Genomic DNA, 13,860 nt, shown 5'->3' with positions numbered 1-13,860 from the left:
GTTTTGATAAAACAGGTACGTTATGAGCTTACGTATTCACGCGCTATTTCATACCGATTATGCGGATCTAAGCTTTATCAAACAGTGGGCGCGCGCGCATAACCATCCGATCACCGTTAGTCGCTCCTACGATAACGACAACCTGCCAACGCTGGATAGCTTTGATTGGCTCATCGTGATGGGTGGGCCAATGAGCGTTCATGATGAGGATAAATATTCTTGGCTCATTAAAGAAAAGCGGCTGATAAAACAAGCTGTTGATGCCGGTAAAACAGTCATTGGCATTTGCTTAGGCGCGCAAATCATCGCGCATTGTTTGGGCGCTGAGGTGAAACCGTCTGCAGTCAAAGAGATTGGTTGGTTACCGATGCAATTGACCGAAGCAGGTCAAGCGCATCCATTATTACAAGATCTACCCAAAGACTTTACGGTGTTTCACTGGCACGGCGAAGGTTTTGACTGTCCCAAAGGCGCAAGCATTATTGCTGAGACGGACGCTTGGCCGAATCAGGGCTTTATCTATCAAACGCCAAAACACAAAGCGCGTGGCACTTGGGTATTCGCTTGGCAATGTCACTTTGAAGTCACCAGAGAGCTTACCGAAGATGGTATCCAATGGTAATGCGGCTATTCAAAGTGGACTGAAAGACTATCCCGAAACGGTACAAGCACCGGATGAGATATTAGCACTAGGCGATAAATATATCGAAGAAAATAACGCCAGACTTGCCACTATGTTTAATCGAATAGCATCGTCAGCAAATAAATAGTATAAGGAGTCAGTCATGAGTCATTCACAGCAAGATGAACAACAAAAACTTGAAGAGTATCTAGAAGCCAAAGCTAAAGAAGAGCAGGAAAATCAGCAACAACAAGAAGGTGAATCGCTGTCTGAATATGAGGCTTGTGTGCTTAGGGGAGAGTGCTCGGGTAAAGGAGTTGATTGCTGAGGCTCAGAGAAAGGGTAGAGAGCTGTCAGAAGATAGATAATCATATAACATAATGCTTTGAATCAAAACTCTGATTGAAGCATATTTATTCAACATAAATCAACTTTTCTTCATACCCATAATAACCCATTGTAGTTAATAAATTATACGACTAACTATCTGTTCGAGCTACTTTAGTATCACTTATTTCTCAAAAATCTTCATGTAATCTATAATAGCTCTGGTCAAACTCTTCTATAGATTAGCCTAATCCTGCTGATGTATCAAAAGAATAAGGTGTTATTTCGTCTTTTATAATGATTGCTGGTTTGTCGAAAGCTAGACGTAATCCTAGCTCAAACATGACATTTGGATTTCTACCGCTTATATCGCAAACTATCATCGGATTATCATATAAGTTCTGAACAATACGTTTGTGAATAACGCCTATATCATCCGCATCACTCACCAATCTAGCTTCAAAATTAGCTTCTTTAATAGCAGATTCTATTATCCTTTTGACATCTTTCCAATGAGATTCAGGATAGCCTTCCATACTTGCAATAGGCATTACAATGCCACATTTTTTCGGTAAATTATCATCTGATTTTTCGTGTGGCTTGTTTTCGACTTTATTCGGTTCAGATTGGTTGTCCATTCTAATCTCCAAAGAAAACAATGAGTTCGTGGGGTGCGTCCAGCGCACCAATAATACTAAAATTAAAGTTTAGACTAATTTATCATAAAACGGTCATTCAGGAGCGCGTTTTAGCCCCGACTGTAGCGGTAACCTGCTGGTTTGGGCGAGTTGTGATGGCTAGGTTTTGGGGTGTCGACGCGAAGCAAGCGACGACCCAAACCGTAGCCAACGCCACGCCCAGACTGGCAGATACAAGCGGAAGGCGGGAAATAGCTCCCAATAGAACCAAAACCCAAACACAAAAAGGTGAGCATTACGCCCACCTTTTCATTCTAAAAACAGTTATCTACAATAATATTCTAAACCAACTTAGCCTATCTAAACCAAGCACAAGCGTTACGGAACATACGCATCCATGCGTCATCGCTTTCACACACATCCATAATCCCACCGAGTGCGTGACCAAGATAAGATTGACTGTTTTTGATCAATTAAGCTTCGGTAATTAACTCAGGCTTTTTATTCAATAAGCGCATTAATGTGACGGCAGCCCCTGTTGGGTTTCTAGTACCTTGCTCCCAATTTTGTAAGGTACGCGAACTGATATTAAGTTTATCGGCAAACTGCTGTTGCGATAGCCCTGTCTTAGTTCTTATTTCCTTAATACTAGGCACGTCATGGGTAAACTGGCGGCTAGGCTGAGCCTGTCCTTTAGCAATCGCCAATGCTTGATTTAGTGATGTAGATAAATCATCGTAAAATTCATTGCTCATGGCTATACACCTCTTTAATTTGTTGAGTCAGTTTGTATAAACCAGACTTCTCTTCGCTTGATAGAGAGGCTTGTTTATTCTTAGGATAAGCGAGCAGCATAAAAAATATGCCTTGACTATTCACAAAATAATAGATAATCCGAATACCGCCACTCTTACCTTGGTTAAGTGCCCATCTGGTTTTTCGAACGCCCCCTGTACCTTGAATCAAATCACCTTGTTCTGGATTATTGATTAGATTTTCCTGTAGCTCTTTATAAGCTTCATCATCTAATAGTTTCAGTACTTGCTTAGTAAATATTGGCGTTTCGATGAAATGTAACATTCAATATCCTTTATCTTTATCTCTTATTATATACGTCATTGAAGTACTTATCTATATGTTTTTTTCTGGATCTAATTAAGCTAAATATCATAAACACAAAAAGGTGAGCTTTACGCCCACCTTTTTTTATTACCCTCAAACAATATTCTAAACTAACTCAAACTATCCTAACGCAACCAAGCCCGTGCATTACGGAACATCCGCATCCATGCACCATCTTCATCCCACTGCTCAGGTTTCCAGCTATGATTGTAGGCTTTTAGGTTACGCTCAGGATGCGGCATCATGATAGTGACGCGGCCGTCAGTGCTACACAGACCCGTGACGCCGCCGACTGAGCCATTAGGATTTAATGGATAAGTCTCGGTCGGATGACCTTGACTATCGACATAACGCATGGCGAGCTGACCATGTTTCGCCATACCATCGATCTCAGTAGCGTTTAGGGTGGCAAGACCCTCACCATGCGCCACAGCGATTGGCAAGATGCTGTCTTGCATGCCTTTGAATAAGATGGACTTGGTGCGCTCAACTTTGACGTTGACCGTACGCGCTTCGAATCGTGCCGACTCATTTGCGATAAAGCGTGGAAAGTTTTCTGCACCTGGAATGAGGTCTTTAAGCTGCGCCATCATCTGACAGCCATTACAGACGCCAAGTGAGAACGTATTCGGACGGGCGAAGAAGCGGACGAACTGCATGCGTAGCTCATCATGGAACAAGATAGAGTTCGCCCAGCCAGAGCCTGCGCCCAGTACGTCACCGTAACTAAAGCCGCCACAAGCGACCAGACCATCGAAGTCACGTAGATTGATACGGCCTTCTAGTAAGTCGCTCATGTGCACATCGACCGCTTCAAAGCCCGCTTGGGTAAAGCCTGCTGCCATTTCCGTCTGACCATTGACACCTTGCTCGCGGAGGATTGCGACTCTTGGCTTATCTTCACGACTGTTCAGATATGGCGTCTCGATCTTTTGATTGAGATCGAAGTTTGGCGCAGCGATAAGACCTTTATGATTAGTATCGGCAATCAAGTCATACTCTTGTTGCACGCAGGCTGGGTTGTCACGCAGGCGGGCGATTTGATAGCTGACCTGTGTCCATGCTTGCTGCAATTTCGTACGGCTAAAGCGTAGCGTGTCATCACCCATGTACAAAGGCGTTTGGATTAATAGGTTGTCTTCTTCTGAGCTTTGACCAACAAGGCTGAGCATATCGCTGACGTTAAATTCTTCTGCCAACTGCATGAGCGCTGCGACGTTTTCTGGCAATACTTGGATGACTGCGCCCAGCTCCTCACTGAACAGTTGACCGAGTAAGTTGTCATCATCTAATGACAGCTTGATACCTTGACGGCTGGTGAACTGCATCTCTGCGATGGTCGCTAATAGACCGCCATCACCGATATCGTGATAAGCACTGATGACGCCTTGCGCGTTGCCCGCTTGCACAAAGTTAAAGAAGTCGATCAAATCACTTGGCTGCGCTAGATCTGGGCAGTCGTTACCGAGTTGGCTAAGCGTTTGCGCAAGGATCGAACCGCCTAGACGCAATTTACCTTTAGATAGGTCAATACGGTAGAACGCGCTGTCACCATTGATTAGCTCAGGGGTTAGCGTTTTTGCGACGTCAACGACAGGAGCAAACGCAGTCACAACCAAACTCATTGGCGAGACGACTGATTTGTCAGCGCCCTCTTCATCAGTCCAGTTAGCACGCATCGATAGCGAGTCTTTACCAACAGGGATAGCGATACCGAGTGCTGGGCACAGCTCTTCACCGATTGCATGTACTGCATCGAATAGTGCCGCATCTTCTGCATCATCACCGCATGCTGCCATCCAGTTCGCTGACATGGTGATGTCAGACAACTGAGCGATACGCGCGCCCGCGATGTTAGTAATCGCTTCGCCGACCGCTAGACGCGCAGAGGCTTTTGGATTGATAAGGGCAACAGGCGTACGCTCGCCGACACTCATGGCTTCACCAGTCATCGGCTGACCATCTAGCGCCACTAAGCCTGACGCCGTCACCGCACAATCTGATACAGGCACTTGATAGCGACCCACATACTGATCACGCACGACCATACCGGTGATAGAACGGTCACCAATGCTAATCAAGAATGATTTGCTCGCCACGGTTGGGTGACGCAATACATCGGTAATTGACTCGGCTAGATTAACATCACCCAGTTCTAATGCTGGTAACGTGCTATCAGTACGCTCAAAGCTGCGCTGCATTTTTGGTGTACCGCCGAGCAGTACTTGCATCGGCATATCGACTGGTTGCTCAGCTAATAGCTCGTCATCAACGATGAGCTGACGGATATCCGTCGCCGCGCCTAAGATGGCATATGGACAGCGCTCACGGGCACAGATTGCATCGAACTGATCTTTGCTCTCTGGGCGAATCGCCAGCACATAACGCTCTTGCGCCTCATTAGACCAGATGGCCATTGGCGACATGCCCGCTTCTAACGATGGGATCTTACGCAAGTTCAGATGCGCGCCCATCTCATGGTCGTTGACCAGCTCAGGCATGGCGTTTGACAGGCCGCCTGCACCAACATCATGGATCGAGACGATTGGGTTGCCGTCTTTACTGGCATTACTAGCGTCAATATCGTTACCAGCTAAGGCCCAGCAGCGATCGATGACTTCTTGACAGCGACGCTCCATCTCGGCGTTATCGCGCTGGACTGAAGCAAAGTCCAAGCCTTCATCAAGCTCGCCACTATCGACCGATGAGGCCGCGCCGCCGCCCAGACCGATTTGCATTGCAGGGCCACCCAAGACGATGAGCAAATCACCTTTTTTAATCGCATTTTTTCAATCAGATTGCGTTTGATGTTGCCATAACCACCTGCCAGCATGATGGGCTTATGATAGCCGCGCATCTCGCTACCGTCTTTTGCCGCAGAGGTATCTAGCTGAAAGCTGCGGAAGTAACCGCATAGGTTTGGACGACCAAACTCGTTTGAGAAGTTGGCGCTACCTAATGGGGCATCAAGCATAATCTCAAGGCTAGTTGCCATACGATCTGGCGTACCGTAGGCTTGCGTGCTCAGTTGGCCTGACTGCTCCCATTTCTCGGACAGCTCTGGGATATGCAAGTGTGACACATGGAGTCCTGCTAGACCCGCTTTTGGCTTACCGCCACGACCTGTCGCACCTTCATCACGAATCTCACCGCCAGAACCCGTTGCCGCACCTGAATACGGAGCAATTGCCGTTGGGTGATTGTGCGTCTCAACTTTCATCAAGATATCGATGTCTTCTTGATGGAATCCATAAGGATGGATTGAATTGGCATCCATCGCGTCCGTTGGGATAGGATAAAAACGCATGCCATCAGACCCAGCCATCACAGCGGCGTTATCTTTATAGGCTGATAAGATGCCTTGTGGGTTCGACTGATAGGTGTTTTTGATCATTTGGAATAGTGATTTTGGCTGCACCTCACCATCAACGGTCCACTGGGCATTAAAGATCTTATGACGGCAATGCTCTGAGTTCGCCTGTGCAAACATCATCAGCTCAACGTCCGTTGGATTGCGACCTAATTCATTGACATACGCATTCATCAGATAGTCGATATCTTCGCTGGATAACGCAAAACCGAACTCGGTATTGGCCGACTCTAGCGCTGACTGACCTTGTCCGATGACATCGATATGATTCAGTGATGCTGGCGGTTCATCGTCAAACAGTTTATTCACGTCGTTTAAATCATAAACCAAGCTTTGGGTCATACGGTCATAGAGTAAACGCTCAGCCGCCGTTGGCAGCTTGTCTTCGGTAGCACCTTCTAGCGTCAGCGTATAAACAATCACCCGCTCAATACGATTGATCTTCAGCTCGCAGTTATTAAAAATATCGGTGGCTTTACTCGCCCATGGCGATATCGTGCCAAAACGCGGACTGACGATGACTTGGATTTGACGCTCTGTCGCAGCTTCTAGCGAGGTTTGCTCTTTACCCCTAAAAGATCCAAAGCCTTTTTTTGCTCTTCACCTAAGAGCTCTCTTGAGAGTACAAAAACCTGCTGAGTACTGATTTGGGTCACGTTTAGATCGGTTTTTTGGGCAAACTGATTGATCAATTGCTGGGTCTGAAAATCGGTCAAAAACGGCTGTCCGGCGATGGTCATCATAAAGGCATAATCCGTAAGATCAAGGCATCTCTGCCATGCTAAGTAAATGGTCTGGGTATTATAACAAGAAGACCTATAATAAGCAGGTCTAAACCAAGATAAATTGCTGATAACTGATACGGTGTCGCCGCTAACTACATGCTCAATAACACAATCAATTCAATAATCCGCCCATGAGTGTTTAGCCCATGAATGTTTAGATAGCATTCAAATACAGTGACGACACTCGGCGTCGCAATTTTTACCTAACCCTCATACTCCCTTACAAACACTCACATCGCATTACTGGCCACCTATATAAATGTAGGGCTGCTACTCGGTATTCTAGTTCCAGTTGTTAAGGGGTGTTTTTAAAAGATGAATTACATCTACCTTGAATAAAAATGATTACTACAAACAATGAATCATCTAATCACTATAAAGAAAAGGGAATCCTCTATGAACAAACAAGAACAAATCGACAAAAATCCAAGACGTTATTAAAGATGTAAAATTTGCAATGTTAAGCACCGTCAATAGTAAAGGTGACGTACATGCGTGGCCAATGACAACCAGCGAAGCGAGTATCGGTGGTAAAGAGATCTGGTTCATCGGTGATAAAACCTCAGATGTGGTCAAAGACATTCAGAACAACCAAAAAATTGGCTTGTCTTATGCTTCTAAAGATGAAAAGACTATGTCTCTGTCAGCGCCAATGCTGAGTTACCAACGGATAAAAACAAATTAGAAGAACTGTGGTCACCAGTCTACAATGCGTTTTTTGAACATGGTAAAGAAGATCCAAACGTACAGTTAATCAAGGTCGTCCCACATGGCGTCGAGTGCTGGTTAGGTGGCAGCTCTACTATTAATATGTTCAAAATGGCAGCAGCAGCCCTACAAGATGGCAAAACCGCCGAAGATATCGGCGAGCAATTTGAAGTCACGTTGTAATCTTTAAGCCATACATTACAAAACCAAAACGTCAATATGCCTCGGTTTATTGGCGTTTTTTATTGCTTTATTTTTGGTAAGGTTATTTTTAGACAGTATTTTTTGATTGATAAATCATCTACTGAATAAAATCATGCAGATAATTACAAACTTTCACAGGGTATTACAGACCAGCTGTATCGTTCTATTAGGTGATATCGCTATATTGATAACTGTTAATAGGCGTCATTGACCACCCTATCAGTACTCTAGATCACTCTTACCGAATAATAATTTTTACTCCAAATTTTAAATAGTAAAGGATAACTACGATGAGCAAGCAACAACAAATGGACACCATCCAAGCCATGGTAAAAGACATCAAATATACGATGATGACCACGCGCACCAGTGAGAACCATCTTCACTCATGCCCCATGAATACCACCGAGACCAGTATTGGTGCCAAAGAAATTTGGTTTATCGGTCACAGCCCTTGTGAGACCATCGATAACATCAAAAACGATCCACAAGTCAATTTGGCCTATGTCAGCCAAGACAACAAACAATATCTGTCTATCACTGGTAAAGCGGAGCTGGTAGATGATAAAGACAAGTTAGATGAGCTGTGGTCGCCTATGTACAATGCGTATTTTGAAAAAGGCAAAGAGGACCCACGCGTTCAGCTAATCAAAGTCACCCCACATGGCGCTGAGTACTGGGCAAATGGTAATGCCATCACTAGTGCTGTCAAAATGGCGGCGGCGGCAGTCACTGACACTGCCATTGAAAAAAGCTTAGGTGAGAATTTTTCGATAGAGCTGTAATGCTTCAGTCGTTAAAACAGTAAGAATAGACAAATAAAAAACGCCAGTTGCATTAAGCCACTGGCGTTTTTTATGCAGGTTACGATTGTTTGTCTTACTATTAGCCGCTTTGCTTCAAATAAGGCCACGCAGCTTTGAGATAAATCATCATTGACCAAAGCGTCAATATCACCGCGGCGACCATCAGCGCATAACCGACCGTCTCAAGCGACTCCCAGTTTAATAACAGTACTGTAATCGCTATCATCTGAAAGGTCGTTTTTAATTTGCCCACATAGGACACAGCGACACTGGTTCGGTTGCCAAGCTCTGCCATCCACTCGCGCAATGCGGATACAGCGATCTCACGTGAGATGATGACGATCGCAGCGATTGCCATAATAATATTGGGATGCCATTGCACCAAAACGATCAAGGCCGCCGCCACCATCAGCTTGTCAGCAACTGGGTCCAAAAAGCGTCCAAACGCTGACATGACATTCAGCTTACGAGCAAAGTAACCATCTAGCCAATCGGTAATTGCTGCAATAATAAAGACGCTGGTTAATAATAAATGGCGCAATAGGCTATCGCTAAACTCACTCATCCCCACTCGCGCAATGACGTTGTCTGAGATTGCAGGCATACCGATGCCCATAGCAGGTGGCCAGTACGCAATCGCAACAAACAACGGAATCATCAAGATACGAGCAATCGTAAGATTGTTGGGCAAGTTAAAAATACTTTTAGTATTTTGCGAACTTGACGGCTCCTGCGTATGCAAATGCGTGCTCTCAGTCATGGCAAACCCAGTGTAATATCGACATAATAATGGCAGATAGCTTAGCATTTTTCCGTCATGCCGTCATGCCATCTCTTTAATGATTAAATGATTCAAACTATCAACATCGAGTCATTCGTTTCATAATGATATAACCCATTGAAATCATTTGTATCTTTTATTAAAAGCATCATAAAATTCTTAAAAACAATCTGCTACTTAATGTAACGTCCTATTATGTATAGGGCTCGATAGTTGGTCACAGGCTATTTACTTATCTGCGTCTTTCTTCTTACTTCCCAATGACAGAGTCTATGCTGTGATCGTGCAGCCGAGTATTTTTACAAAGTAATATACTGTAACCAAAACAGCCAAATAGGAGTCAGTCGGGTTATGATAGCAACTGTCACAAAACACTTGTACACTTAAATATGTAAGCAAATATATGTACCTATTGTATTGGTTATTATTGCCCTAATAAATGAGTGTATAGAAAGCCGATAACTATAATAAATCACGACCACGGAACTTGTGATCAATCTGCACAGCCCGTTTTCCTCAGCCCACAGCACCTCCCTCTGTGGGCTTTTTTTTGGCTGGTAAACCATTGATTTATATATATTTATTATTTTTAATTAGTAAATTGACCACCAATTTGACCACCATTTGCTCAAAATTTTAATGTTTTGACCACCAATATTAATATAGTCATGACTGCCATTTACTTGACTGTGTTTTGAGTTTCAACATTTCTCAACACGGTAGGACGGTGTAATTGTTCAGGGACTTGGCAAGCGGTGACCGCTGACATCTGCATATTTTTACGACCGCAAAATTAAAAGTTTAGGGGGTTGCTTTTTGTTTGCATGGGGTTGAATTGCTAATCCCTGCACACGCTCGGTAATGATACTTAAATGTGTGCGTATTTCGTGCGTTTCTGTGCATCTGCTAATTCACACCATTGGCGGTTATTCCAGTTCCTGCTTCCTTAAAAACGTTTGCTTCTATCGCTATCCATTTGCTGTATTGACTTGGCAGTAAATAGGAATAATAGAAAATGCGCTGTTTTGCTTCCTATTCTCCTTGCTTCCTTGCTTTTTGCTTCCATTCCCCAGTTTTGGCGGTATCTGCTCAATAGGTTTTTGAAAGATATAAAAAGGCGTTTACCTGTCCGAAAAGTCCCTTATTCTGCCTCGCGATACTTGTCGCAAAACTATCCAGCATGGGCAAAATATGCCCCGTGCGCGTACTGTTCCATAAACTACCCCTTAACGTGTCCAACAATTCATTTTTAGCCGCTGCTTAAGATGTCCGAAAATTCCCTTTATGGACTCAAAGAATTACCCCAGTCCTTTTAAAGTAGTCCGAAAAACCACCCCTTTTATGGACTCCAAGTATTATTTTAACGGCTCTTTTATGGACTCCAAAAACTACCCTCTAAGATGTCCAAAAACCCCCTTTTATGGTGTATGAAAGCCCTAAAACGTGCTGTTATTCTCTTTTAAAGCAGTCCGAAAAACTACCCCTTTTATGGACTCCGAAAACTCCTTTTTATAGTGTATGAAAACCCTGTAATTGGTGTCTGCATCGCGTGCGCGCGTACTGTTCCATTAATTAGCTAAGCCCTTATACTGCATAGCTTTGTGACATTGGCAATGATGAGGGAATGCCATGCAAAATGTTAGCATTTGTCAACATTAGGTGGCGTGTGATTTGGTTTTCAATGTAAGGTTTTATCAGGTTTTGAATAACAAGTTTTAACAAGTCGGTGCCTGCATTAATCGGTTTTGAATGTACGGTTTTATACGGTTCTAACCTTGTAGTAATCATGGGGTGGTAGGTTCTGCCAGTAATGAAATGAATGTTAAGTTTTATTAGGTTCTAACGTGTCCGAAAACTAGCCTTTGCATGAGATAGGCTCAAAACTGGGCGCATCTAAAACCTTAGGGTTTCCTTAGGTTGTTGAGCATTATAAAAAGGGCTTGGTATTGATCGCCTAACGTGTCCGAAAACCTAGATAAACCTTAACATTTATTAACATGCTGGCAGTCGGAAAACTGATTTGTCACAGATATTTGAGCCATTGGCGCGGGCTGTCATGGGTAGATGGTCGGATTTGAAATCTAAGCAAGGGTGTATCTTTACACTATAAAAAAGGCAGACGCTAAACGCCTGCCAATATAGTTTTATACCTGTAAAAAGTCGCTAAAGTTGCTAAAGTTCCCGTAAGCCTTATCAGCTATAGCCTGTAGCTTAGATTGCACCTGCTAAGGTGCTGCTAAAGTTGCTATAGTTCCGCTAAAGTTAGCCATTCTTAGCTAAAGTTTAGCAAGTTTAGCAATGCTTAGCAGCGCCCTACCTAAAGTTAAGCCCTTGACTGGCAAGGGCTAGATGAAGTTTAGCAAGTTTAGCAGCTTTTTAGGGTAGCTAAGGTTAGCTATTCATCAATAATTAGCTTTGGATTAATTAAAACTAAGCGCCTGCGCCCGTCATTCTCTAACCTAATATGCCCCATGCTTTCGAGATCATCAAGCAAGCCGTTAAGCTTCTTACCTCTTAGGGCATTGGGTGCATTCTGCGACACAAACGACTTATTCAAGATAGGCGGCTTCTTACCCCTCGCTTTATCCACTAGCCAGCTGCTTAGCTTCTCACTGTCGTTCTGCTCACCTGTAGGCGTTGCATCAAGGTAGCGTAGGCGCTCGCTGGTTGAGTATTCTACAAGCATAAAAGCGCGGGCAATATCATCAGTAGTGATCTCCTTGCGCCCCTCAAAGAATGCCATTAATGACGCTATACGGCTCGCATTCTCTGCCATACGTGAGGCATACGCTTTTAGATACTCTAATGCCTGCCCCTGTGCTTGGCGGTTCTCTATCGTCTGCATGTGCTTATAAAGGTCTGCTCTGCACCCTCTGCCCATTGCATTTTTTATGCGCTGTGGTGTGCCTGTGCTGTCGTTTGGTAGATGGGCTGGCAATGGGTCAAGTAAGCTCTGACAGCGTGACCAGTAGGCGATTAAATCAGGATTATCATACGGGCTGTCATTCCTGCGCTTTTCATCGTCCCATACTCGATGACCGCGCAAGTCCTCAGGGCAAGCAATCAAGGCACGGGCTAAAAAGCCTTGCCCATTCATTAAAGGATCAGTTAGTGCCTTCTCTAATATAATGCGTTGCCCCTGTAGTAATAGAGTCATACGCACGTTATGGGCATCTGTTTGCGGTGTGGCATAGGCGGACTTTTGCGATCTTAACCTTGATACTTCACCATCACTATATAGCTTAGTGATTGCAGATAGGGCACTGCCTGCGGTGTCACCCGTCATAGTATGACCGTTAAAGTATTGACCTGCTTCATCAGTGGATAGACTAGCGTTGCTCATTTCTCCAGCGACAAACCTATCTAGTATTGGCTCAATGGTTGCATCGTCAAACATAGTCTTAGGATTGTAGGGCTTTGGGTTGTCATCTAAAAACTCTGATAACTCCTTGCCCTTCAAACTAGCCTTGTCACTTTCCCATGCTGCCACATCGTCTAAGTAGCTGGCATATTGTTGGCGCTCATACTCTTTGATCTTGAAGTGAGTTAAACCCATTGCTTGCGTTTTGCCGCTACCGCTTTCGCCCTCTGTGATTAGAATAAGACTGGCGGGCATGTGACCGTGCCCCATCGGTGCATCAATGAAGCGTTGCCCCATGTGTGCCAGTGCGCCTAAAACGCATTGCCCTGCCATGGCAAGCGGTACTTGTGCATAATATGCCACTAACTCAATAACCCGTCTTAGCAGTCCTGTGAATGCGTTAATAGGGTATGGTGTCGGCTTGCTTGGATCATTGGCTAAGGGTTCAGGCTCGCCCCATATCTCAGCTTGTAGATCGAGTATGGTTGTATCATCAAGGGTTAATATCTCTCTATAGCTAAGCTCGCCATATTCTAAATGCTCTAAGAGAGTTCTAGCGCCAGTAATAACCCCTTTGACGTTTGCACCTTTAAACGGGTGACACGCTTTGTCTTTCTCGTCTAAGGTGGTAAAGATAGTCACGGGATAGGCTTCGGCAAAATGGCTGACAATGCCATTAAATAGCAGCTTATCAAGGCTCACCAGTAGCGTGACGTTATCCGCCATAAGATAATAAGCAAGCGTGACAGCATCATTTAAGTTATCAATCGCTATAATCTCTTTGCTACTGTCTAACGTACCAATGATGAAAGCTGACGGCTGCATACGATCAATGATAATCGGCTTTTGAGTGCTGTTAGGTGTGACACTGGCAAGCGTGACGGGTTGATCTTGATTGTTGTTTAATACTAGCCCTATCGTGTTCTCTGTCAGCTCTCTTACCTGTATCAATGCCTGTGGTTATGGTAATATCACTATCAAGGTGCAATAGCCTGTCTTGTATGCCTAACTGCTCACATAGGTTATAAAGATTAAGCAATATATTGTCATCTGCCAGCCCTTGCCGTGTGGCTGCATTAAAACGACCTATCATGTCTAAGCCTGCGCTCAATGCGCGGGCTTTTTCATGGTGTTTG

At 44.4% G+C, this 13,860-nt stretch carries 10 protein-coding genes and 2 pseudogenes; 5 read left to right on the top strand and 7 right to left on the bottom strand.

Annotated features, from left to right (window positions below; translation table 11 throughout):
- Positions 1–22 precede the first annotated feature (22 nt).
- The 3 genes from PKHYL_RS01475 to PKHYL_RS01465 are packed head-to-tail and all read left to right on the top strand — an operon-like array spanning position 23 to position 950.
- Positions 23–622, top strand: coding sequence for a type 1 glutamine amidotransferase (locus PKHYL_RS01475; RefSeq protein WP_240365812.1), 600 nt, complete (start codon positions 23–25; stop codon positions 620–622).
- Positions 606–770 carry a hypothetical protein gene (locus PKHYL_RS01470; protein ID WP_240365811.1) on the top strand — a complete coding sequence of 55 codons (165 nt, stop codon included), beginning with the start codon at positions 606–608 and terminating at the stop codon, positions 768–770. Before PKHYL_RS01475 ends, PKHYL_RS01470 begins: the two co-directional genes overlap by 17 nt.
- 15 nt (positions 771–785) lie before the next feature.
- Positions 786–950, top strand: coding sequence for a hypothetical protein (locus tag PKHYL_RS01465; protein ID WP_240365810.1), 165 nt, complete (start codon positions 786–788; stop codon positions 948–950).
- A gap of 241 nt (positions 951–1,191) precedes the next feature.
- On the opposite strand, the gene PKHYL_RS01460 is transcribed toward PKHYL_RS01465, so the two are convergent.
- The 5 genes and pseudogenes from PKHYL_RS01460 to purL form a co-directional block, all read right to left on the bottom strand.
- A complete protein-coding gene (locus PKHYL_RS01460; protein ID WP_071002456.1) occupies positions 1,192–1,587 on the bottom strand; it encodes a hypothetical protein in 396 nt (131 codons plus the stop codon).
- Between the two features lie 110 nt (positions 1,588–1,697).
- Positions 1,698–1,883, bottom strand: a complete 186-nt coding sequence (locus PKHYL_RS01455; protein WP_240365809.1) for a hypothetical protein — start codon at positions 1,881–1,883, stop codon at positions 1,698–1,700.
- A 177-nt stretch (positions 1,884–2,060) separates the two neighbouring features.
- A complete protein-coding gene (gene nadS / locus PKHYL_RS01450) occupies positions 2,061–2,342 on the bottom strand; it encodes a NadS family protein (protein WP_058024381.1) in 282 nt (93 codons plus the stop codon).
- Entirely contained in the window at positions 2,332–2,667 is a 336-nt protein-coding gene (locus PKHYL_RS01445; RefSeq protein ID WP_025643795.1) for a type II toxin-antitoxin system RelE/ParE family toxin, read from the bottom strand. The genes nadS and PKHYL_RS01445 overlap by 11 nt, the downstream gene beginning before the upstream one ends.
- Positions 2,668–2,834: 167 nt before the next feature.
- A pseudogene (gene purL / locus PKHYL_RS01440) lies at positions 2,835–6,822 on the bottom strand (phosphoribosylformylglycinamidine synthase).
- Between the two features lie 499 nt (positions 6,823–7,321).
- Here purL and PKHYL_RS18435 point away from each other — a divergent pair.
- Together PKHYL_RS18435 and PKHYL_RS01415 are read left to right on the top strand one after the other, a co-directional pair.
- Positions 7,322–7,755, top strand: a pseudogene (locus tag PKHYL_RS18435) (pyridoxamine 5'-phosphate oxidase family protein).
- Between the two features lie 311 nt (positions 7,756–8,066).
- The gene (locus PKHYL_RS01415) at positions 8,067–8,561 is read left to right on the top strand and encodes a pyridoxamine 5'-phosphate oxidase family protein (RefSeq protein WP_240365805.1); all 495 of its coding nucleotides are present in this window, start codon (positions 8,067–8,069) and stop codon (positions 8,559–8,561) included.
- A gap of 100 nt (positions 8,562–8,661) precedes the next feature.
- Here the strand turns inward: PKHYL_RS01415 and pgsA are convergent, their stop codons facing one another.
- The gene (gene pgsA, locus PKHYL_RS01410) at positions 8,662–9,342 is read right to left on the bottom strand and encodes a CDP-diacylglycerol--glycerol-3-phosphate 3-phosphatidyltransferase (RefSeq protein ID WP_071003712.1); all 681 of its coding nucleotides are present in this window, start codon (positions 9,340–9,342) and stop codon (positions 8,662–8,664) included.
- 2,416 nt (positions 9,343–11,758) lie between these two features.
- Positions 11,759–13,675, bottom strand: coding sequence for a DUF3987 domain-containing protein (locus tag PKHYL_RS01405; protein WP_240365804.1), 1,917 nt, complete (start codon positions 13,673–13,675; stop codon positions 11,759–11,761).
- Positions 13,676–13,860: the final 185 nt, after the last annotated feature.

This window comes from Psychrobacter sp. KH172YL61 (assembly GCF_007182895.1).
In the GTDB taxonomy this organism is placed as follows: domain Bacteria; phylum Pseudomonadota; class Gammaproteobacteria; order Pseudomonadales; family Moraxellaceae; genus Psychrobacter; species Psychrobacter pacificensis.
Note: the sequence above shows the minus strand (reverse complement) of the source record. Positions and strands in the feature narration are given on the sequence as shown.

Bases quoted from the DNA above. Each gene is read 5' to 3' on its own strand.
- PKHYL_RS01455 (WP_240365809.1), bottom strand. From the start codon at position 1,883: ATGCTCACCTTTTTGTGTTTGGGTTTTGGTTCTATTGGGAGCTATTTC.
- PKHYL_RS01460 (WP_071002456.1), bottom strand. From the start codon at position 1,587: ATGGACAACCAATCTGAACCGAATAAAGTCGAAAACAAGCCACACGAA.
- PKHYL_RS01415 (WP_240365805.1), top strand. From the start codon at position 8,067: ATGAGCAAGCAACAACAAATGGACACCATCCAAGCCATGGTAAAAGAC.
- pgsA (WP_071003712.1), bottom strand. From the start codon at position 9,342: ATGACTGAGAGCACGCATTTGCATACGCAGGAGCCGTCAAGTTCGCAA.
- PKHYL_RS01470 (WP_240365811.1), top strand. From the start codon at position 606: ATGGTATCCAATGGTAATGCGGCTATTCAAAGTGGACTGAAAGACTAT.
- PKHYL_RS01445 (WP_025643795.1), bottom strand. From the start codon at position 2,667: ATGTTACATTTCATCGAAACGCCAATATTTACTAAGCAAGTACTGAAA.
- PKHYL_RS01465 (WP_240365810.1), top strand. From the start codon at position 786: ATGAGTCATTCACAGCAAGATGAACAACAAAAACTTGAAGAGTATCTA.
- nadS (WP_058024381.1), bottom strand. From the start codon at position 2,342: ATGAGCAATGAATTTTACGATGATTTATCTACATCACTAAATCAAGCA.
- PKHYL_RS01475 (WP_240365812.1), top strand. From the start codon at position 23: ATGAGCTTACGTATTCACGCGCTATTTCATACCGATTATGCGGATCTA.